Below are 21,403 nucleotides of genomic sequence, written 5' to 3' on the forward strand. Positions count from 1 at the left end.
ACGCCAACTACTGCCCGGCTCCAACCGCGCACGCTGCGAATCGCCATCCTGTTTGCGCCAGGTATAACTTTGGACGAATAGATATAGCCGACCGGAATCGAACCATGCTCACAGATACTTGACCCAGGCCTTGCCGCTGGCGCGCTTGTACCGGCCGAAGCGTTTCGTCGGCCAGTACAGCAGCGCCGCCAGCACGACGGCGCCGAGCCATACCTGCCATACATGCGTGAAATCCGCCCGCGGCACGCCGAGCGCGCCGGCCGCGATCCTTTGCGCAGCCAGCAACAGGTACAGGTGGAGGATGTAGAAGAACAGCGGCGCGCCACCGAACACCGCGGCTGCCCGCATCCAGCCGGCGTCGCCCCGCTCGATCCAGGCCAGCACCAGCAGGCCCATGCCCAGGGTCAGCAGCAGGAAGTCGAGCGAGGGCGGGTACTTGGTGAAGTTCAGCCACGACATCGCGCTGCGCAGCAGGGCGTCCTGCGGCGCCCATGGCAGGGTCTCGCCATAGATGTTCCAGGTGCGCAGCACCAGCAGCGGGGCCAGGCAGGCCAGGCCGGCCACGACGAGCCGGCGACGCCGGAGCGCAGGATCGGTGGCGCGCGCATACAGGGGGCCGCAGGCATAGCCCAGCAGGATCACGCCGATCCAGGCCAGCAGCGGATAGCTGATGCGCACCCGCACCGGGTCGTCAAGCAGGTACCCGCGCTGCTCGAGGATGGTCCAGGCGGCGGCAAGCCAGGAGCCGGGCTCGAACGACAGCCCGGCGAGGGCATTGTGGCCCATGACGATGACGGCGCCGAACGCCGCCAGCAGCGCCAGGGGCAGGCGATGCAGCAGGGCCAGCGCCAGCATCGACAGCCCGATGGCCCAGATCACCTGCAGGTAGACGGTATGCGGCGTGAAGCTGCCGGTCCAGGCGAAGTTGATCACGACGATCTCGAGCAGGATCAGGAAGGCGCCGCGCTTGGCCAGAAACCCCGTGGCGCTGCGCGGCCCGCTCGCCGGGTTGGCGTACAGCCAGGCCGACAGGCCGGTCAGGAACACGAACATCGGCGCGCAGAAATGGGCGGCCAGGCGCGAGAAGAACAGGCCGGGATCGGTCGCAGTCACGTCCATCGGGTCGCCGACCTTGTGCTGCAGGAAGAAGGTCTCGCGGACGTGGTCCACCGTCATCAGGAGCATGACCAGGCCGCGGGCGACGTCGATGGAGGCGATGCGCTCGCTCGCGCCGTGGAGCGGAAGGGAGGCGGTACGGGTATTCATATCGGTCGGGATTGTACGGGAAGCCGTTCGCCGGCAAAAGAACGGCGGCCGGCGCGCGGCTTGCTCCTCTGGCATACTCGATCCATCCGTAGTCAGTTACAGGGCAGGGTATTTACCGATGAAACCAGAGATTCTCGTATTGGGCAGCGTGTGGTCGCCAGAGGTGCGCGCGCAGGTGGAACAGGCATTCGCGTGCCATTTCGTGCCGGCGATTCCGGTCGCCGGAGACCCGGATTTCGAGCGAATCGCCGGCGGCATCCGCGCCGTCCTCACCACCGGCACGCTCGGCGTGACGCCGGAGCTGGTGGCCAGGCTGCCGGGGCTCGAGATCGTGTCGGTGCACGGCGTCGGTGTCGATGCGGTGCCGCTGGCGCTGCTTGCGGACAAGGGCATCCACGTCACCAACACGCCCGACGTGCTGACCGACGACGTGGCCGATTTCGCCGTCACCCTGCTGTTGTCGGCGGTGCGCCGCCTGCCGCTGCTGGACCGCTACGTGCGCGCCGGCGCGTGGCCGGCCAAGGGGCCACTGACCCAGGCGCGCAGCCTGAAAGGCAAGGTGGCGGGCATCGTCGGCTTCGGCCGCATCGGCCAGGCGGTGGCGCAGCGTTTGCAGGGCTTCGGGATGGAGATCCGCTACTACCAGCGCAGCGCGGGGCCGGCGCCCGAACGGCGCAGCAGCTCGCTGCTGGCGCTGGCCGAGGCTAGCGATATGCTGGTGCTGTGCATGCCGGGCGGCCCGGAAACCCGGCACATGATCGGGCTGGACGTGATCGAGGCGCTGGGTCCGGAAGGCACGCTGGTGAACATCGCGCGCGGTTCGGTGGTGGACGAGGCGGCGCTGGTTGCGGCCCTGCAGGACGGCCGGCTCGGCGCCGCGGGACTCGACGTGTTCGAGGATGAGCCGAACGTGCCGGCGGCGCTGTTCGCGCTCGATAACGTGGTGCTCACACCCCACGTCGGCAGCTTCACCGTGGAGGCGCGGCGCGCGATGGGGCGGCTGGCGGTGGCCAATCTGCTGGCCCATTTCAACGGCGAGCCGTTGCCGACGCCCGTGCGGTAGCAGTGCGGGCCCCGGCCCGGCCTGTCAGGCGCGTGGCCGGATGGATTTCCGGTGCTGTCGATGTGCAGCGCCATCAAAGCGGCCATCCTTTCGCTCGCGCGCACCTGGGCCACTATCTCAAGGGGCAGGGAGTGCGCGTGGATGTCGTCTCGCCCGGCATGATCATCACGCCGGCGACGGAGACCTGCCCGAATGACAATCCAGGCGCCGGGGAAGGCTTGACGCAACCGGCGCCGTTCCGGCAGATCGGCGAGCCTGACGACATCGCAGCTGCCGTGAAGTTCCTGGCCTCGAGCGAGAGCCGGTAGCTGGCAGGCGAAGAGCTGGTCGTGGACGGCGGTTTCAAGGCTGTCTGACGAAGCTCAAGAGCGGCTGGACTGCGCTCACTCCAGATGTTCGTGGTGATCGGCCACGCCGCGCTTCCAGTAGGCCGAGATCCGTGCGGCCTGGCGCGGCAGGCCCTTGTCGATCAACAGCTGGCGCACCTGTGCCATCAACGCGGCCTCGCCGCCGCCCCATGCCAGGCCGGCGCCGCCCGGAAATGGCAGATCCTTCAGCGCCTGCAGTAATTGCTGGCTCGACGCCACCCATTGCACGTCCGCATTGGCTTGCGTGGCGAACTCGCGGCGATCGTCCGCATCGACCAGCAGCACGGCCTGGACCCGGGCCGCTGGCGGCAATTCTTCCAGGCGCCGCGTCACCGCCGGCAGCGCGCTGGCGTCGCCCACCAGCAGGTGCCAGTCCATCTCCAGCGGCAGGATCATCGAGCCGCGCGGGCCGCCAATGATGGCTTGCGATCCAGGCTTGGCATCGCGCGCCCACTCGGCCGCGCCGCCATGGCCGTGCAGGGCGAACTCGAGGTCGACCTCGCAGGCCTGGCGGTCGAAGCGGCGTGGCGTATAGTCGCGCCGAACCTGCCGGCCGCCCGCATCGTCGAACATGAACTTGACGTGGTCGTCGAAGGACAGGGACGTGAAATCCGACAGTGCGGCGCCCTTGAAGGTGATGCTGGCGAAGCCGGGGCTGAGACGCTCGATGCGGGCGACTTCGACCTCGCGCATCTTGAGGTCGTGGCGGACGCGCTCAATGGTGGGAATGTGGGATTCAACCATGCTACACTCCAGAATTAGTTGATAGTATCCACCATTATGCGAAAAGAAGTTGATAGAGTCAACCAAATTCACGGCAGTCGTGCGGACGATCCATTGGAGACGATGCACGCGATCGTGCATCTTTTTCGGTCAAGGCAGTTGCGCGGCCTGCGCAGCGGTGGGCACGAGCTGGCGCATATGGAGCTGAAGGCGCTCGGTTACTTTGCCCGCCACCCCGGCGCCACGCAGAGCGATCTGGTGGCGCATTCGGGCAGGGACAAGGGCCAGGTGGCGCGCCTGATCCGGGCGCTGCGCGAAGCGCAGCTGCTGGAGGCGGCGGCCGACGAGCAGGACCGGCGCAGCACGCGGCTGACACTCAGCGCGGCCGGACAGGAGGTGTTTGCGGGACTGCATCGCCAGAGCGGCGCATTGGGGGAAGATGCGCTCGCCGGGCTGTCCGACGATGAACGAGCCCAGCTGATGGCGCTGCTGGCGCGGGTGCGCGCCAATCTGGAAGAAAAGCGGGCGGACTAGCCGCCCGCTCGATCGGGCATTACTCGACCCAGCCGAACCCGTCGCGCGCCAGCAGCGCGAACGATTCCGCCGGCCCCCACGAGCCGGCCGCATACGGATGCGGCTTCTCGTTCAGGGTTTCCCAGCCGTTGATGATCGGCTCGACCCATTCCCAGGCCGCTTCCAGCTCGTCGCGGCGCATGAAGTGGGTCAGGCGGCCGCGCACCACGTCGATCAGCAGGCGCTCATAGGCTTCGGCGCGGCGTTGCTGGAAGGCCGACTGCAGGTCGAGGTTGAGCGCGACCTGCTGCATCTGCATGCCGCTGCCGGGCTGCTTGGCGAAGAGCTGCAGCTTGATCGCTTCTTCGGGCTGCAGTTCGATCACCAGGCGGTTGGCGACGCCGCCCGGGGTTTCCGGGAACAGCGGGAACGGCGGATTGGCGAACTCGATCACGATCTTGGACGAGCGGCGCGCCATGCGCTTGCCGGTGCGCAGGTAGAACGGCACCTTCGACCAGCGCCAGGTATCGATGTGGGCGCGCAGGGCCACGAAGGTCTCGGTATGGCTGTTGGCAGGAACGTTGCTTTCTTCGTGGTAGCCCTTGACCTCCTGGTTGCCGCTCACGCCGCGGCTGTACTGGCCGCGCACGGTGTCGCGCGCGATGTCGGCCAGGGACATGCGGCGCAGCGAACGGATCACCTTCAGCTTCTCGTCGCGCACCGCGTCCGGCGACAGCGAGGTTGGCGGCTCCATGGCGACGATGCACAGCAGTTGCATCAGGTGGTTCTGCACCATGTCGCGCATCGCGCCGGCGCTGTCGTAGAAACCGGCGCGGCTGCCCACGCCCACTTCCTCGGCCACCGTGATCTGGACGCTCGCGATGTTCGGCGCGCGCCACAGCGGCTCCAGGATCGAGTTCCCGAAGCGCAGCACCATCAGGTTCTGCACCGTCTCCTTGCCCAGGTAGTGGTCGATGCGGTAGATCTGCGATTCGGCAAAGTGCTTGCCGACCGCTTCGTTGATCTCGACCGCCGAAGCCAGGTCGCGGCCCAGCGGTTTCTCGAGCACCACGCGCGCATTGGCGTCGACCAAACCGGTGGCGGCCAGCTTGTCGCAGATGGTGGTGAACAGCGAGGGCGCGGTGGCCAGGTAGAACACGCGTTGGGCGCCGTCGCGCGAAGCTTCCCTGAGCGTGTCGAAGACCTCGGCGCTCGAGACGTCCAGGCGCACGTAGACCAGCAGGTCGAGGAATCCGGCCCAGCTCTTTTCGTTGAAATTGGCGGCGCTGATGAAGGAGCGCGAATGTTCCTCGACGAAGGCCAGATAGGCGGCGCGATCGTAATCCTGGCGGCCGGTCGACAGGATGCGGGTCGACGGCGGCAGGTTCCCGTGCAGGAAGGCCATGTACAGGGCCGGCAGCAGCTTGCGCATGGCGAGGTCGCCCATGCCGCCGAAGATGGTCATGTCGAGGGGTAGTCCCTCATTGTGCTGATTCGCTTGCTCGTTCGAGGTGCTCATGTCTCTTTCGCTGACAGGTTGTATAGATCGCTTGCGTCGTGCGCTCGCCTGATATGGTCTTCGATTGTAGCTTACATGACCGAATAAAGTCTGGCAAAAGCGGCAAGCTTGCCGTCATCGGTGGGTGGACGGGCAGCAAATCGAAAAAAGGGCGCTGTTCGCGTTATTTCAGCGAACCTTGTCCGTCCGGCCCGGTCTCAGTACTGTCGAGTCATCCCGAAGAGGCGGCCGTGGACAGTCTGGATTTCGATGCATTGTTTGCCACCCTATGCGGCATCCCGCTGGACCATCAGGCACGCTCCCAGCTGCGTGCATTCCTGGCCATGGCCGACGATGCAGCCGATGCCGCAGCCAATTGCATCGCGCTCATCGAACAGGCGGCGGTCGGCAAGTGCTGTCCTCGCTGCGGCGGGACGCGTTCCCACCGCTGCGGACGCGCCAGCGGCCTGCAGCGCTGGCGCTGCCTGGCGTGCGGGCGCAGCTATAACGCCCTGAGCGGCACCCGGCTTGCTCACCTGCGCAAGAAAGAGCGCTGGCTCACTTATCTTCAGTGCCTGCTGGATGCGCGGACCGTGCGCGCCAGCGCCGAGGCGGTCCAGGTGCACCGCACCACCAGTTTTCGCTGGCGCCACCGGATGGTGGCCGGGTTCACGCACGAGCGCGCGGCGCGCCTGGCGGGCTTGGTCGAAGCGGATGAAACATACTTGCTTGAATCGCAAAAAGGGTCACGCAGGCTGACCCGGCCGGCGCGGCGGCGGGGTGGCGTGGCCAGGCACCGCGGGATCGGCCGCGACCATGATTGCCTGCTGGTTGCGTGCGAACGCGGCGGTGCGGTGCTCGATTTCCATTGCGGACGCGGTCCGGGCTCAGGAGTCTGGCTCGATCGTTGCCTGGGGCCGGTGCTGGCGCCGGATTCGCTCCTGATCAGCGATGGCGCCATCGTCTATCGCGGTTTCGCCAGGCGCCATGGCATTTCCCACGAATTCATCAACCTGCGCGCCGGCGAACGGGCGCGCGGCGCGCTCCACCTGAACCACGTGAACGGCTGGCACAGCCGCTTCAAGCGTTGGCTGGTGCGTTTTCATGGCATCGCCAGCCGTTATCTGATCCATTACTCGGGCTGGCGGCGGGTGCTTGATGCGGGCAGTCTAGCGACGCCGGCTCAATTACTGATGACTGCCGTCAAAGCAGACTGAACAGAACCAGGTGACGAAATAACGCGAACAGAGCCAAAAAAAGGGCGCTGTTCGCGTTATTTCAGCGAACCTTGCCCGTCCGGCCCGGTCTCAGTACTGTCGAGTCATCCCGAAGAGGCGGCCGTGGACAGTCTGGATTTCGATGCATTGTTTGCCGCCCTGCGCGGCATCCCGCTGGACCATCAGGCACGCTCCCAGCTGCGTGCATTCCTGGCCATGGCCGACGATGCAGCCGATGGCGCAGCCAATTGCATCGCGCTCATCGAACAGGCGGCGGTCGGGAAGTGCTGTCCTCGCTGCGGCGGGACGCGTTCCCACCGCTGCGGACGCGCCAGCGGCCTGCAGCGCTGGCGCTGCCTGGCGTGCGGGCGCAGCTATAACGCCCTGAGCGGCACCCGGCTTGCTCACTTGCGCAAGAAAGAGCACTGGCTCACTTATCTTCAGTGCCTGCTGGATGCGCGGACCGTGCGCGCCAGCGCCGAGGCGGTCCAGGTGCACCGCACCACCAGTTTTCGCTGGCGTCACCGGATGGTGGCCGGGTTCACGCACGAGCGCGCGGCGCGCCTGTCGGGCTTGGTCGAAGCGGATGAAACATACTTGCTTGAATCGCAAAAAGGATCACGCAAGCTGACCCGGCCGGCGCGGCGGCGGGGTGGCGTGGCCAGGCACCGCGGGATCGGCCGCGACCATGATTGCCTGCTGGTTGCGTGCGAACGCGGCGGTGCGGTGCTCGATTTCCATTGCGGACGCGGTCCGGTCTCAGGAGTCTGGCTCGATCGTTGCCTGGGGCCGGTGCTGGCGCCGGATTCGCTCCTGATCAGCGATGGCGCCATCGTCTATCGCGGTTTCGCCAGGCGCCATGGCATTTCCCACGAATTCATCAACCTGCGCGCCGGCGAACGGGCGCGCGGCGCGCTCCACCTGAACCACGTGAACGGCTGGCACAGCCGCTTCAAGCGTTGGCTGGTGCGTTTTCATGGCATCGCCAGCCGTTATCTGATCCATTACTCGGGCTGGCGGCGGGTGCTTGATGCGGGCAGTCTAGCGACGCCGGCTCAATTACTGATGACTGCCGTCAAAGCAGACTGAACAGAACCAGGTGACGAAATAACGCGAACAGAGCCAAAAAAGGCCCGCGCAAGCGCGGGCCTGAAAGCCACCAAGAGAAGATGCTTAGAACTTGTAGCGCAGGCCGAACAGATACTCGCGCCCGGTCACGTTGTTCACCACCACGCTGTCGCGCTGGCGGCTGATGAACTGGTCGTTTTCCTCGTTGGTCAGGTTGACGCCTTCGAGCGTGAACTCGAGGTTTTCATTGACCTTGTACGACAGCGACAGGTCGACGTTGAACGTTTCGTTCTTGCCTTCGACGTCATTGTTGTTCTGGCCCGGCACGCGGGTCACGAAGCCCGAACGCTTGGCGCCCGAGATGCGCGCGCTGAACTTGCCGTCGTCATAGAAGAAGGTGGCGTTCCACGACTTCGGCGACAGGTTCAGCAGGTCGTCGGTGATGGTGGCGCCGCCGGCCGGCGAGACCAGGTACTCGATCTTCGAGCTCACCTTGGTATAGTTCAGCAGGGTGCCGAAGTTCTTGCCCCAGCCCGGCAGGAAGGTGAACGGCTGCTGGTAGCTGATCTCGAAGCCTTTCAGCTTGCCGCCGTCGGTATTGACCGGCAGCGTCTGCTGGAACACTTCCTCGCCCGTGAAGTTGGCCGGCAGCAGCGACAGCGGCAGGCCCGAATCCTTGAACGCCACGTTGGTGCGCAGGCTTTGGATATAGGTGTCGATGTTCTTCTGGAACAGGCCCAGGCCGACGAAGGCCTTGTTGGCGAAGTAGTACTCGAAGCTGCTGTCGAAGGTCTTGGCGCGGAACGGCTTCAGGAACGGGTTGCCCGAGTTGATCGACAGGTTGCCGGTGGTGGCGATGCTGCCGCCCGGCGACAGAAAGCCCAGCTGCGGACGGGTCATCACCTTGGCCGCGCCGAAGCGCACGATGAACTCGTCGGTCACGTTGGCGGTCAGGTTGAACGACGGCAGGGTGTCGGTGTAGTCGTGGTTGACCTTGACCTGGGTGCCGCCGCCGGCCGCCTGGTAGCCGATGGTCTCCAGGTCGGTCTTCACGTAGCGTACGCCGACGTTGCCGCGCAGCGGGATGTTCCACATATCGTAGCGGAATTCGCCCATCAGGTAGACGCCGTCGCTCTTCTCGGTGACGGAACGGTTGTTGCCGCGCGCATTGCCGTTCTCGATCGACGACAGGGTGAAGTCGCCCGGACCGCCGGCAGGGCCGCTCTTGATGCAGTTGCAATAGATGTCGTAGGCGGCGGCGATGGCCGCCAGGTTCGGCATCACCCAGCCGGTCGGGTTCCCCGCCGGCATGCCGAGCTGGCTGCCGAAGCCGGTCATGTTCGAGGTCAGGCCGGTGGCGCCGGCCGGCGGCGCGAAGATCGTGTCGTTCTGGTTCACGCGGCGGAATTCATAGGTGTCCGACGTGTACTTCTTGCTGTTGACGCCGCCCTTGAAGGTCAGGTTGTCGCTCGCTTCCCAGGCCAGGTCGAACTGGGCGACGTTGTTGACGTTGTCGGTGCCTTGCGGACGGATGCGGATCTCGCTGGTGGTGGTGTTCGGCACGGTCGTCGGCTGGGCACCGCTGGCGACCTGCGGCACGCCGATCAGGCCCAGCGGACCGCCGTTAACGTCGAACGGATAGCTGATGAGCGGACGGCGGCTGTCGCCGCGGAAGTCGATGCTGTAGCCATCCACGTTCAGGGCGTCGAGCGTGACCGTGGTCTGGATCGGGTTGCGGAACTTGGATTCGGCGCGACCATACTTGGCGCTCATGCTCCAGGTGTCGGAGAGCTTGTGTTCCAGGGTCAGCGTCGGCTGGGTGAAGGTGGTCTTCAGCTCGTCGAAGCGCTGCTCGGAGCGGATGTCGACGTTGTTGTAGCGGCCGTACAGCAGCGAGCCGTTCGGCGCGTACTGCGCTTCGAGCACGCCGACCTGCGGCTTACCGCCCTGGCTGGCGCTGCGGCTGAACGACGTCGCCTGCAGGAAGTCTTCCTGGCGGGTCGCATCGAGCTTCGAATACAGCATGTCGAAGGTCAGGAGGGTGCCACGTTGCGGACGCCATTGCACCGAGCCGGTCAGGCCCAGGCGATCCTGGTCGTGCGTGAGGCGGCCGTAGCGCGGCAGGCGCGGATGGAAGTTGTTCGGGTTGCTGGCGGCGTTGTAGGCGGCGATGTTCTCGGGCGTGCCTGGCAGGCGCTCGGCGCCTTGCGCGGCCGGGCCGCAGGTGGTCGCCGTCGAGTTGCTCGGATTGGCGGCCATGCCTTGCGGCGCGCACCAGCCACCCGACGATGGGCCATTATCCCAGCGCACGGTGCTGAAACCGTCTTCCAGCACCCGGCGCTTGGAGTAGGCGCCCGAGAACAGCACGCCGACCTTGCGGTCGAAGAAGGTGTTCGAGACCATGAAGGCCGCGCGCGGGTCGGTTTTCTCCGAGCCGTCGTTGTATTTGCCCTTCAGGGCGACGGTGGCGTTGAAGCCGCGCAGGTCGAACGGGCGCAGGGTCTGGAGATCGACGGTGGCGCCGAGCGAGCCTTCGTCGACATCGGCCGAAGAGCTCTTGCGCACCGTCAGGGCGGAAAACAGTTCGGACGCGAACACGTTGAAGTCGAAGCCGCGGCCGCGGTTGGTGCCGCCCGAGCTGTCGGTGCCGCCGGTGGTGGCGAGGCCCTCGATGCCGTTGATCCGCACCCGCGTAAAGTCCTGGCCCAGGCCGCGCACCGTGATGCTGCGACCTTCGCCGGCATCGCGGTCGATCACCACGCCGGGCACGCGCTGCAGCGACTCGGCCAGGTTCGTGTCCGGGAACTTGCCCATGTCTTCCGACTTGATGACGTCGACGATGCCGTTGTCCTGGCGCTTGGCGTTGAGCGCGCTCTCCAGCGAGGCGCGCAGGCCGGTCACGACCACGGTTTGCGCAGTGGCCGTTTCGGCTCCGGCTGGCGTGGCTGCGACTTCCTGGGCAAACGCCGGGCCGAGCGAGAGGGCCGACACCGAGGCGGTGCCGAGCAGGCAAAGGGTGAGTTTGCGCAGGACTGCGCGGTGGGGATTGTGGTTCATCTTGTCTCCATGCGTTTTTGATCCGGTGGACTATGAACATGTCCGCCGCCGCTACTTTGTGATTATGTGGCGACCCCGGAGTTGATCCGGTGGTCAGGCCAGTTGTTGAATTCTATGTCAGCTTTTGTGGTTTTGGTCAGACCAATTAAAAAATATTTTTCAACTGGCCTGACCTGTTGCCAGTCAGGTCTTTGTCGACAAGACCTGCTTGTACCGCTTGCCGCCGATGGTGACCTTGTCGAGGGTGATGTCGACGGCGTTGTGGATGAACCACGGCTGCTGCGTGTTGGCGGGTGTCCCGAAGTCCGAATCGCTGATACGGATGCGCGCGATCGGCGGGATTGGCGTGCCCGGCTTGCCGTTGAAGCTCGACGCGACTGGGCCCAGCAGCATGAAGGCCTGGTAGCACGAGAAGCTGCCCTTGCCGGTATCGACATTGCTGGCGCGGACGTTGCGGATGTCGATGTCCGATACCTGCGGCGGCCGGATGCGCATGGTGTCGTCGCCCGGCACGTAGTCGCAATCGATGGTGACGATGGCGCCGGCGCTCGAAGCCACCGGCGCCTTGATCTCGTGCGCGCCCGGCAATGGCTTGTACAGCATCGGCTCGATCGACACGCCATGGGGCAGGGTGACGTCGCGTACGTACAGGTGGCGCAGGAAGCCGCCCCGGTTCATATTGGTCTTGAGCCGGATCGCCGTGTTCAGCGGATCGTCCTTCCAGTGGATGTTGCGGAACTCGAGGTTCTCCGCGAACACGTATTCGATGCCGCCCGCCATCTCGCTACCCAGGGTGACGCCGCCATGGCCGCTGTTCATCACGCAGTTCCGTATCACGATATTGCGCGTCGGGCCGTGCTGGGTATCGAGGTTCTTGCCGGCCTTGATCGCGATGCAGTCGTCCCCGTTGTTGAACAGGCAGTCGTCCACCAGCACGCCGTCGCAGGCTTCCGGATCGAAGCCATCGCTGTTCGGGCCCAGGCTTTCCATGTTCACGCGCCGGATCAACAGGTCGCGGCAGTTCACCGGATGGTGCAGCCAGAACGGCGCGGCATTGACCTGGTAACCCTGCAGCAGCACTTTATTGCAGCCGATCAGTTCGATCATGCACGGGCGCAGGTAGTGACCACGGCCGAACACGCGTCGCTCCACCGGCACGCCGGCTTCCGACAGTGCCGGCAGGTAGCGCGAATCGGTCTGCCAGCGATCTCCCTCGCCCTGGATGCTGGCCTGGCGCCGCGCATCGATGCCGGGCACGACTTGATCGAGGGGCGGATTGTTCGGATTGGCATAGACCTCGGTGCGCTTGCGTACCGGCTTGCCGCGGCCCTTCCAGTCCCACCAGCATTCCGGCCCATCGGCGAAGCCCGGCTCGAACGGCACGCCGCCCTGGCCATTGAGGATGCTGGTCCAGTCCTCGCCGGTGAGCGCGATATTGGTCTGGTTGATCGCGTACACCATCGGCGAATAGTTCAGGCAATCGTTGCCCTGCCAACGCGACAGCACCAGCTTGCCGTTTGTGCCGCAATCGTGCTCGCCATGGCGCGCATAGTGGGCGGGATTGGCGGCGAAGTGCACGCGCGCGCCGGCGGCCAGGTGTACGTGCACGTTCGAGCGCAGGACGATCGGGCCGGCGCAATACCATTCTCCCTTCGGAATCACGACGCGGCCGCCGCCTTTGGCGTGGCAGGCCGCGATGGCGGCGGCGATCGCCGGATAGCAGTCCGGGGAACCCGGCGCCGGCGTGTCGAGGGTGCCTTCGACCAGCGATTCGGTCTGGCCCTTCACCTTGACCAGCTTGCAGGGTTTGGCACCATGAAAGGTGATATGGAAATCCTCATCACGGAAGTTCAGCGGGGTGGCGAAGCGGGCCACGATGGCGGCGGCGCGCTGCCAGGGATCGGCCGCAGCCGTGGCGGCATTCGCGGCCGCCCTCGTCAATGCTCCCGTACTCGAAAGCGCGCCGGCCTGGTACGCCGCAGCGGTCTTGATGCCGCCCAGCATGAGCGAGGCGGCGGGGACGGTGCGCAGCAGGGCGCGGCGTTTGGCTTGAAAAGTCATCGGAATCCTTTACTTCGCAGGCTGGATGGTCACGCGCACCGGACTGGCGTCGCGGGCGGCGATGTCCTGGGCCTGGCGTTCCCACTGGGCGCGGCTGGTGATTTCCCCGGCGCGGCTCCAGGCGGCGCCGGCGTAGTAGCGCAGCGGCTTGCCCGGCATGGCCTTCGCCAACACCAGTTCGTTGAGCGGGTCCTGGGCGAAGCCCTCGGCGCCCGGGAGCACGATCGCGGTGCCGAAGGCGTCGTTGGTCTTTTGCTCGACCCACTGCAGCAAGACCTTGCCGTCGCGGCCAACCCCGATCTTCGCGTCCTGGCCCTTGTCGCTCGGCGTCTTGTTCAGGCCCACGGCCACCGTCAGCGGCGCGGTGTCACCTGCGGTAGTGGTGAAGGTGCTGTCGATGCGGTCCAGCCAATGCCCGGCGTCGACCGTGAAGCGCTTGACTTCGCTGACCTGGCGGCCGCCCGCGTCCCATGGCGCGTAGTGCAGCTCGAACACGGCGCGGATCGGGCCGTTCGCCAGGATCTTGTAGCTGGCGTAGTTGACGCCCGTGTACAGCGTCTTGCCATCCCAGATGCCGGTGCCGCCGGCGCCGCGCGACTTGCCGACGTTGTACATGTCCATGCCTTCACCCTGGTCCTTGTGGTAATGGTCATGGCCCTTGTTGTACCAGCGGTCGACGATCGGATAGTCGACCCGCTTGAACCAGATATCGAGGCCGCTGGTCACCAGCACTTCCTTGACGACGCCAGCGGGCGCCGGCGCCGCCAGGGCCGGGCCATAGGTGCGGTGCGCCACCTTGTCGTTCTCCCAGGCGAAATCGTCCAGGCGTTCCGGCACCTGGCGCGCGAACGCCTTGATGGGGAAGGGCGGCGCGACGCCATCGATGCGCTCGACGGTGAAGCGCGCGCTCTTCTCGCCGGCGCCGAAGCTGTGCTGGAACAGCAGTTCGCCATAGGCGACGCCTTCGTTGTTCGGATCCTTGGCCTGCGGGGCGACGTTGGTCACCTGGTGCGGCAGCACCCGGCCCTGGGCATCCTTGACCGCGATCTTCTGCACCATCGCACCCGGCATGGCGGCATTGACCTCTTTCCACGGGATCGCGATGGTTTCCGAGGGCCGCGCGATCGCCAGGTCGTGCTGCACGGTGACCGCGAATTTGTCCTGGGCCTGCGCCTGTGCCTGCATTTGCGCGAGCGCCGCCCCCAGCATAACTGCCAGTACGAGTCGTTTCATCTTGTTCCCCCGATCAGTGGTGTTCGCGGTAGTCGGTCTGGCCGCCCTTGGGCATGTAGTGGTAGGTGCGCACCTTGTGCTGCACCTCGAAGGCCGGATTCTTCACCAGTCGGATGATCTCGGCGCCGGCCATCAGCATCGGACCGTAGCCATGCAGGGCATCGACGCTGGTCGGGCGGTGGTAGTAATAGACCATGTCGCTGGCGAGCGTGGTGCCGACACAGGTACCTTCCACCTGGCCCAGCGAATTGATGCGGGTCGACAGCGCGTTCCAGCCGGCCTGGGCGATCGAGCCATAGGTGGTCGGGCTGATCCAGCCTTCATTGACGGCGTGCGCGAACACATAGGTGAACATCGCGCTGGCCGAGGTCTCGAGGTAGGAGTCGTTACGGTCCAGCATCTGGTGCCACAGGCCGCTGCCGCTCTGCAGTTCGGCGATGCCTTTCAACGAGGCGCGCAACTGGGCTAGCACCTTCGGGTAGCCCGGGTGGTCTTTCGGCAGCACGTCGAGCAGGTCGGACATCGCCAGCACCGCCCAGCCGTTGGCACGCGCCCAGTAGAAACGCGGTGCGTCCTGATGGTTGGCATGCCAGCCGTGGGTGTACAGACCGAGCTGCGGGTTGAACATGCGGCTCGACATGCCCAGCACATTATTGACGGCGTCGTCGAAGTGTTCGCGCTTGCCCGTCAGGCGGCCCATCTCGGCCAGCGCCGGGATGCTCATGTACATATCGTCGGCCCACAGGGAGACTTCCTGCGGACGCTTGCGCGCCATGGTGCCGTCTTCCAGGCGGAACTGGCGTTTGCCGACCCAGTCGCTGCAGGTGTCGATCATGGTCTTGAGATCGGGGCCGATCTTGGCCAGGCGGGCGCGGATCAAAGCCGCGCACATCGAGCCGGCATCGTCGAGCGAGCGCGGATCGAGGAAGCGGGAGAAACTGTTGCCGCGTTCGAGCTTGAACCTTTGCTCCTGGGCCCGGAAGTACGGCAGGGTATCGTTGAAGAACTGGAAGTGGCGGCGGGTCATGCCGGTGAAGCCATCGTCGCCGGTGATCTGGGCCGCCTTGAGCAGGCCGGAATGGACCACCCCCATTTCATAGACCTGGATGCCGTAGTCGCCGGCGCTGCGCTCGAAGACCGCGTCGGCGTTCGGTGTCCTGAGGTCGGTGATCGGCTGGCCGGTGCGCTTGCTGACGATGCGGGTCGGGGTGGCGCGGTCCATGAAGGAACGGATCGATTGCAGCTGGGCTGTCACTTCGGCCACGGCCGGCATCTTGTAGGGGATCGGGTAGGTTCCTTCGCCCGGGTCGCCCAGGTTGGTGTTGTCGGGATTGCGGTACTTGCCCTCGGCAAGGGCGGGCCCGCAAGCGAGCGCGCAGCCCAGGAGGGCTGCCAGCAAATGCAGTTTCATGTGTCTCCAATCGGCGTTGTTGTATTACCCGTGTTGCTTGAACTTCAGGCCCATCTTCTGTGCGATGCGTTTTGGTCAGGCCATTCTAATTTGGTCAGACCAAAATCGCAAGGTGGACTAGCCACTTTTCATTTTTGTGTGGCATACTGAAAAAGAACCTCAGGTATTGCAGCCGCATATTGCAGCTCACTATTGCAGACTCTTATGAACTCGCAGGCAGACCCTATGAACCAGCTCGTCCCCCGTACCATCCGCATGCAGGCCAGCGACAACGTGGCGATCGTCGCCAACGATGGCGGCCTGCCCGCCGGCACCGTTCTTGCCGATGGCCTGGTGCTGGTGGAAGGGGTGCCCCAGGGGCACAAGGTGGCGCTGGTCGATTTTGGCGATAACGACCCGGTGATCCGCTACGGCGTCGTAATCGGCTATGCGAATAGCGCCATCCCCCGCGGCAGCTGGATCTCGGAGAAGGTGCTGCGCATGCCGGCCGCCCGTTCGCTCGACAACCTGCCGATCGGCACCCATGCGGTGACCGATTTCGCGCCGCTGGAAGGCTTTACCTTCGAGGGCTACCGCAACGCCGACGGCTCGGTCGGCACCCGCAACCTGCTGGCGATCACCAGCACCGTGCAATGCGTGTCGGGCGTGATCGAGTACGCGGTCAAGCGCATCCGCGACGAACTGCTGCCGCGCTACCCGAACGTCGACGACGTGGTCTCGCTCGAACACATCTATGGCTGCGGCGTCGCGATCGACGCGCCCGGCGCCGAGATCCCGATCCGCACCATCCGCAACCTGTCCAAGAACCCGAACTTCGGCGACGACGTGATGGTCGTCAGCCTGGGCTGCGAGAAGCTGCCGCCGACGCGCCTGTTCCCGGCCGGCTCGATCCCGATCGGCACGGCTCAACCTTCGGTCGTGACCTTGCAGGACCAGCAGCACGTCGGCTTCATGTCGATGATCGACAACCTGATGGCGACCGCCGAACGGCACCTGCAAAAACTGGATGCCCGCCGCCGCGAGACCTGCCCGGCGTCGAGCCTGGTGGTGGGCGTGCAGTGCGGCGGCAGCGACGCGTTCTCGGGCGTCACCGCCAATCCGGCGGTCGGCTACGCCACCGACCTGATCGTGCGCGCCGGCGGCACCGTCATGTTCTCCGAGACGACCGAAGTGCGGGACGGGATCGACCAGCTGACCGCGCGCGCCGCGAGCCCGGAAATCGCCCAGGCCATGGTGCGCGAGATGCAGTGGTACGATGACTACCTGGTGCGGGGCGGCGTCGACCGCAGCGCGAACACGACGCCGGGGAACAAGAAGGGCGGTCTGTCCAATATCGTCGAAAAGGCGATGGGATCGATCGTCAAGTCGGGCAGCACGGCCATCACCGGCGTGCTCTCGCCCGGCGACAAGCTCGAGCAGAAAGGTCTGATCTACGCCGCCACGCCGGCCAGCGATTTCATTTGCGGTACGCTGCAGATGGCCGCCGGGATGAACGTCCACATCTTTACCACCGGTCGCGGCACGCCGTATGGCCTGGCCGCGGTCCCGGTGATCAAGATGGCGACCCGTTCCGACCTGGCGCGCCGCTGGCACGACCTGATGGATGTCGACGCCGGCCGCATCGCCACGGGCGAAGCGACCATCGAGGACGTGGGCTGGGAATTGTTCCGCCTGATCCTCGACGTGGCCAGTGGCCGCCGCACCTGGGCCGAGCAGTGGAAACTGCATAATTCGCTGGCGCTGTTCAACCCGGCGCCGGTGACGTAAATAATAGAGACGGAAGGAGTGGTGGAATGACCGAAGCAGTTGGCAGTACGAAGAAGATTGGCAAGCCGTTCAAGCGCATCCTGCTGACCGGCGCCGCCGGCGGCCTGGGCAAGGTGCTGCGCGACCGCATCAAGCCATGGGCCGAGGTGGTGCGCCTGTCGGACGTGGCGGACATGGGCGAGGCGCGCGAGGGCGAAGAGATCGTCCAGTGCGACCTGGCCGACAAGGAGGCGGTGATCAAGCTCCTGGAAGGCGTGGACGCGGTGCTGCACTTCGGCGGCATTTCGACGGAAAAGCCGTTCGAACCGATCATGCAGGCCAATATCCTGGGCGTTGCCAACCTGTACGAGGCGCTGCACAAGGCCGGCACCCGGCGCGTGGTCTTCGCCAGCTCCAACCACGCCATCGGCTACCACCGCACCACCGAGGTGCTCGATGCGAACTCGCCGACCCGCCCGGACAGCTACTACGGCCTGTCGAAGGTGTTCGGCGAACAGATGGCGCGCTACTACTTCGACCGCTTCGGCATCGAGACCGTCTGCATCCGCATCGGCTCGAGCTTCCCGGAGCCGGCCAACAAGCGCATGATGAGCACCTTCCTCTCCTACGACGACCTGACCGAGCTGCTGCGCTGCTCGCTGTTCGCGCCGCGCGTCGGCCACACCATCGTGTACGGCCAGTCGGACAACGACAGCACCTGGTGGGACAACCGCCTGGCATCGCACCTCGGCTACAAGCCAAAGGACGGCTCGAGCAAGTTCGCCCACCTGTTCCCGGATACCTCCGAGTTCCCGGCCCAGGACGACGTGACCACGATGTACCAGGGCGGGAAGTTCCTGCTCGACGGTCCGCAATACTGATGCTGCAGCGCCTGCAGCTCGGGAACGGCCGCCTGCGTGCCGACGTCGTGCCGCAGGCGGGGGGCGGTCTCGGTCGCCTCGACTGGCTGGGCGGAGCGAGCCCGCAGCCGCTGTTGCGGCCCCTGGCAACGGACACGCAGGAAGTGCCGCTGCCTTCGCAACTTGCGTGCTTTCCTCTCGTGCCGTGGTCGAACCGCATGGCGCCGTTTGGCTTCGCGTTCGATGACCGACGTCACGTGCCGGCGCCGAATCGCGCCGGCGAACCATGTCCGATCCATGGCGACGGCTGGCAGCAGGCGTGGGAAGTGATGTCCCACACCCCCGATTCGGCGCTGCTGCGCCTGAAGCGCCATGCTGCTTCGCCGTTTTCCTATGACGCCGCGCTGCGCTATGCCCTGGAAGGCGATGCGCTGGTGGTGGAACTGGAAGTGCGCAACGCCGGCAAATACGCCTTGCCGTTCGGCCTTGGCCTGCATCCCTGGCTTCCCGATCCACAAGGCGCGCGCCTGCAGGCCAGGGCATCCCAGGTGTGGCTGGCAGGCGCCGACAAGCTGCCGTCGATGCGCGGGCCCCTGCCACCGGACTGGAACTTCGTCGATCCGGCCCGCCTGCCCGAGCATGGCGTCGATAACGTTTTCCACGGTTGGGACGGGACGGCCCACATTATCTGGCCGGCGCGCGGCGTGGGCCTGAGCATCGAGGCCAACATGGATTACTTCATCCTGTACGCGCCACCCGGACGCGACTTCTTTTGTTTCGAACCGGTCGACCACCCGATCAACGCCCATAATCTGCCGGGCTATCCGGGCTTGAGCATCCTGGCGCCGGGCGCCAGCCTGCGTCGCCGCGTCGTGTTCAGGGCAGTGTGCTGTGAGGCGCTGGCCGCTGGCCTTGTTGCTGCCATTTGCTGCGGCAAGCGCGCAGCCGCAGCCTTACAATGCCGAGACTACCTACCGCAAATTGGCGGCCGACTATCCGTTTATCCGCATCGCCAGCGGCACGGCGCCGGCTCCAGTCCAGGTGCGCAAGGACCTGGTCTATGCGGTCCGGGGCGACACTTCACTGGCGCTCGACCTGTACCTGCCCGCGCGAGGCAAGAGGCCGGCGCCGCTGGTCGTGTTGGTCCACGGCGGCGGCTGGCGCAGCGGCGACCGTAGCGAGATGGCGCCGCTGGCGGCGCGGCTGGCAGCGCGTGGCTATGCTGCCGCCAGCGTCAGCTATCGCCTGTCCGGCCAGGCACCTTACCCAGCGGCGATCGACGACGTCAGGCAAGCCGTAGGCTGGCTGCAGGCGAGCGCTGAGCGCTTCGGCGTCGATCCGGCGCGCGTGGCGATCGCAGGCGGTTCGGCCGGAGGGCAGATTGCCGCCCTGGTCGGCATGACGGATCGGGGCGCCATCCGGGCGGTCGTCAATATCGATGGCCTGTCCGACTTCACCTCCGCCGAAGTCCTGCGTCACGAGGACGACCCAGCCAAGAGTCCGTCGGCCGCCGGCGCCTGGTTTGGCGGGCGCTATGCCGAACAGCGTGAGGTATGGCATGCAGCGTCGCCGATTTCGCATGTCGACATGGCCAGCCCGCCGGTCCTGTTCATCGTGAGCGGTGTGCCGCGCTTCTCGGCCGGGCGCGAAGCGATGATGGCCAAGCTGCGGAGCCATGGCGTCCTGGCCGAGACCGTGGCGCTGCCCGGTACGCCGCACGCGTTCTGGCTGTTCGACCCGTGGCTGGCGCCGACCGTGGACGCGATGGGCGACTTCCTGGGGCGAGTACTCGGCCCCATGCCGGCCCGGGCGCCCTGGTCGTCCGACCTGGGAAATGGCCGCTACCGCAATCCGATCCTGCACGCCGATTACTCCGACCCGGACGTGATCCGCGTGGGGGACACCTACTACATGGTGGCGTCGAGCTTCGCCAACTCGCCCGGCTTGCCCCTGTTGACGTCGAAGGACATGGTCAACTGGGAGCTGACGGGCCATGCGCTGCCGCGCCTCGTGCCCGAGGCGGCGTTCGCGACGCCCCAACACGGCAAGGGCGTCTGGGCGCCGTGCCTGCGCTACCACGACGGCAAGTTCTGGATCTTCTATCCGGATCCCGACCAGGGCGTGTTCGTCACCACCGCGACCAGTTTCAACGGCCCATGGAGCGCGCCGCACCTGCTCCTGCCGGGCAAGGGCATCATCGACCCGACGCCGCTGTGGGACGACGACGGCAAGGCCTGGCTGCTGCACGCCTGGGCGAAAAGCCGCGCCGGCTTCAATAATGTCTTGACCTTGCGTCGCATGGCGCCCGATGGCCGCAGCCTGCAGGACGACAAAGGCAAGGTGGTCATCGACGGCAATCGTCTGCCGGCCTACCGCACGCTGGAAGGACCGAAGCTGTACAAGGCCGATGGCTGGTACTACGTGTTCGCCCCGGCCGGCGGCGTCGAGCATGGCTGGCAGTCGGTGTTCCGTTCGCGTTCGATCGAGGGGCCGTACGAGGACCGCATCGTGCTGGCCCAGTCGACCACCGACGTCAATGGCCCGCACCAGGGCGCCTGGGTCAGGACGCCGGAAGGGACTGACTGGTTCTTCCACTTCCAGGACAAGCGCGCCTATGGCCGCGTGGTGCACCTGCAACCGATGCGCTGGCAGGACGGCTGGCCGCTGATTGGCGAGCCGTCCGCTGCCCCTGGCGTCGGCCAGCCGGTGCTGGAGCACGACAAGCCGGTGGCGGGCGCCTATCCGCGGCGTCAGCCTGCGGTCGGCGACGAGTTCGACGGAGCGACGCTCGGCCCGCAGTGGCAATGGGCCGCCAACTGGAAGACCGGCTGGTATGCGCTGGGGGACGGCAAGCTGCGCCTGAACGCCCAGCCGCAGGCGCCGTTGCGCCAGCTGGCGTCGGTGCTGACCCATAAATTCGTGGCGCCGACGTTCAGCGCGACGGCAAGCGTGCGCCTGAACTCGGTGCGCGATGGCGACCAGGCCGGCTTCGGCATCGCGGGGCTGGCGGACAACTGGTTCGGGGTGCGCCAGGTTGCCGGAGTTCCTCGAATGGTGACAATGCGCTGCGGCGAGGGCGGGCCATGCGTGGAAGAGGTCGGGGCGGCGCTGCCGCGCCTCGACGTGCGCCTGAAGATCGACGTGACGGATGGCGCGCGGGTGGCGTTCTCGTACAGCGCCGATGGCGGCGGCTTCGTTGCGCTCGGCACGCCGTTCGAGGCGCGCATGGGGCGCTGGGTGGGCGCGCAACTGACGCTGTTCGCCACCGGGGCGCCGGGCGCGCACGCGGACGTCGACTACGTCCGCATCACGCCCTGAA

At 66.1% G+C, this 21,403-nt stretch carries 16 protein-coding genes; 9 read left to right on the plus strand and 7 right to left on the minus strand.

The window, feature by feature from the left end:
* Positions 1 to 108: 108 nt before the first annotated feature.
* Positions 109 to 1,266, minus strand: coding sequence for an acetyltransferase domain-containing protein (locus DIR46_RS25195; RefSeq protein WP_109347685.1), 1,158 nt, complete (start codon positions 1,264 to 1,266; stop codon positions 109 to 111).
* A gap of 118 nt (positions 1,267 to 1,384) precedes the next feature.
* Here DIR46_RS25195 and DIR46_RS25200 point away from each other — a divergent pair, with 118 nt between their 5' ends.
* A complete protein-coding gene (locus DIR46_RS25200) occupies positions 1,385 to 2,329 on the plus strand; it encodes a 2-hydroxyacid dehydrogenase (RefSeq protein ID WP_109347686.1) in 945 nt (314 codons plus the stop codon).
* A 62-nt stretch (positions 2,330 to 2,391) separates the two neighbouring features.
* The gene (locus DIR46_RS26860; protein WP_370659980.1) at positions 2,392 to 2,637 is read left to right on the plus strand and encodes an SDR family oxidoreductase; all 246 of its coding nucleotides are present in this window, start codon (positions 2,392 to 2,394) and stop codon (positions 2,635 to 2,637) included.
* Positions 2,638 to 2,712: 75 nt separating this feature from the next.
* Here DIR46_RS26860 and DIR46_RS25210 read toward each other — a convergent pair whose 3' ends face one another.
* Positions 2,713 to 3,441: a siderophore-interacting protein gene (locus tag DIR46_RS25210; RefSeq protein WP_109347688.1), complete on the minus strand. Its 729-nt coding sequence runs from the start codon at positions 3,439 to 3,441 to the stop codon at positions 2,713 to 2,715.
* Positions 3,442 to 3,543: 102 nt separating this feature from the next.
* On the opposite strand from DIR46_RS25210, the gene DIR46_RS25215 reads away from it, so the two are divergent.
* Complete coding sequence (locus tag DIR46_RS25215; RefSeq protein ID WP_229446415.1) at positions 3,544 to 3,954, plus strand: MarR family winged helix-turn-helix transcriptional regulator; 411 nt, start codon at positions 3,544 to 3,546, stop codon at positions 3,952 to 3,954.
* Between the two features lie 19 nt (positions 3,955 to 3,973).
* On the opposite strand, the gene zwf is transcribed toward DIR46_RS25215, so the two are convergent.
* Positions 3,974 to 5,452, minus strand: coding sequence for a glucose-6-phosphate dehydrogenase (gene zwf, locus DIR46_RS25220; protein ID WP_109347690.1), 1,479 nt, complete (start codon positions 5,450 to 5,452; stop codon positions 3,974 to 3,976).
* Positions 5,453 to 5,775: 323 nt separating this feature from the next.
* On the opposite strand from zwf, the gene DIR46_RS25225 reads away from it, so the two are divergent.
* On the plus strand, positions 5,776 to 6,648 hold the full coding sequence (locus DIR46_RS25225) for an IS1595 family transposase (protein WP_370659981.1): 873 nt from the start codon (positions 5,776 to 5,778) through the stop codon (positions 6,646 to 6,648).
* 123 nt (positions 6,649 to 6,771) lie between these two features.
* Complete coding sequence (locus tag DIR46_RS25230) at positions 6,772 to 7,737, plus strand: IS1595 family transposase (RefSeq protein ID WP_109347692.1); 966 nt, start codon at positions 6,772 to 6,774, stop codon at positions 7,735 to 7,737.
* 84 nt (positions 7,738 to 7,821) lie between these two features.
* Here the strand turns inward: DIR46_RS25230 and DIR46_RS25235 are convergent, their stop codons facing one another.
* From DIR46_RS25235 to DIR46_RS25250, 4 genes are all read right to left on the minus strand, one after another.
* The gene (locus tag DIR46_RS25235) at positions 7,822 to 10,773 is read right to left on the minus strand and encodes a TonB-dependent receptor (protein ID WP_109347693.1); all 2,952 of its coding nucleotides are present in this window, start codon (positions 10,771 to 10,773) and stop codon (positions 7,822 to 7,824) included.
* Positions 10,774 to 10,956: 183 nt separating this feature from the next.
* On the minus strand, positions 10,957 to 12,834 hold the full coding sequence (locus DIR46_RS25240; protein ID WP_109347694.1) for a glycoside hydrolase family 28 protein: 1,878 nt from the start codon (positions 12,832 to 12,834) through the stop codon (positions 10,957 to 10,959).
* 9 nt (positions 12,835 to 12,843) lie between these two features.
* Positions 12,844 to 14,067: a BT3233 family polysaccharide utilization protein gene (locus DIR46_RS25245; RefSeq protein WP_109347695.1), complete on the minus strand. Its 1,224-nt coding sequence runs from the start codon at positions 14,065 to 14,067 to the stop codon at positions 12,844 to 12,846.
* A gap of 13 nt (positions 14,068 to 14,080) precedes the next feature.
* A complete protein-coding gene (locus DIR46_RS25250; protein ID WP_109347696.1) occupies positions 14,081 to 15,478 on the minus strand; it encodes a glycoside hydrolase family 88/105 protein in 1,398 nt (465 codons plus the stop codon).
* A 225-nt stretch (positions 15,479 to 15,703) separates the two neighbouring features.
* On the opposite strand from DIR46_RS25250, the gene garD reads away from it, so the two are divergent.
* From garD to DIR46_RS25270, 4 genes are read left to right on the plus strand one after another with little or no spacing between them, the layout of a single operon-like run.
* Positions 15,704 to 17,245, plus strand: coding sequence for a galactarate dehydratase (gene garD / locus DIR46_RS25255; protein ID WP_109347697.1), 1,542 nt, complete (start codon positions 15,704 to 15,706; stop codon positions 17,243 to 17,245).
* Positions 17,246 to 17,271: 26 nt separating this feature from the next.
* Positions 17,272 to 18,105 (plus strand): NAD-dependent epimerase/dehydratase family protein, encoded by an 834-nt coding sequence (locus DIR46_RS25260; RefSeq protein WP_109347698.1) that lies wholly within the window; start codon positions 17,272 to 17,274, stop codon positions 18,103 to 18,105.
* On the plus strand, positions 18,105 to 19,262 hold the full coding sequence (locus tag DIR46_RS27500) for an aldose 1-epimerase (protein ID WP_109347699.1): 1,158 nt from the start codon (positions 18,105 to 18,107) through the stop codon (positions 19,260 to 19,262). The genes DIR46_RS25260 and DIR46_RS27500 overlap by 1 nt, the downstream gene beginning before the upstream one ends.
* Complete coding sequence (locus DIR46_RS25270; RefSeq protein ID WP_229446676.1) at positions 19,222 to 21,402, plus strand: family 43 glycosylhydrolase; 2,181 nt, start codon at positions 19,222 to 19,224, stop codon at positions 21,400 to 21,402. The genes DIR46_RS27500 and DIR46_RS25270 overlap by 41 nt, the downstream gene beginning before the upstream one ends.
* The last annotated feature ends 1 nt before the right edge of the window (position 21,403 follow it).

Origin of the sequence: Massilia oculi (assembly GCF_003143515.1) — a bacterium.
GTDB lineage: Bacteria > Pseudomonadota > Gammaproteobacteria > Burkholderiales > Burkholderiaceae_D > Telluria > Telluria oculi.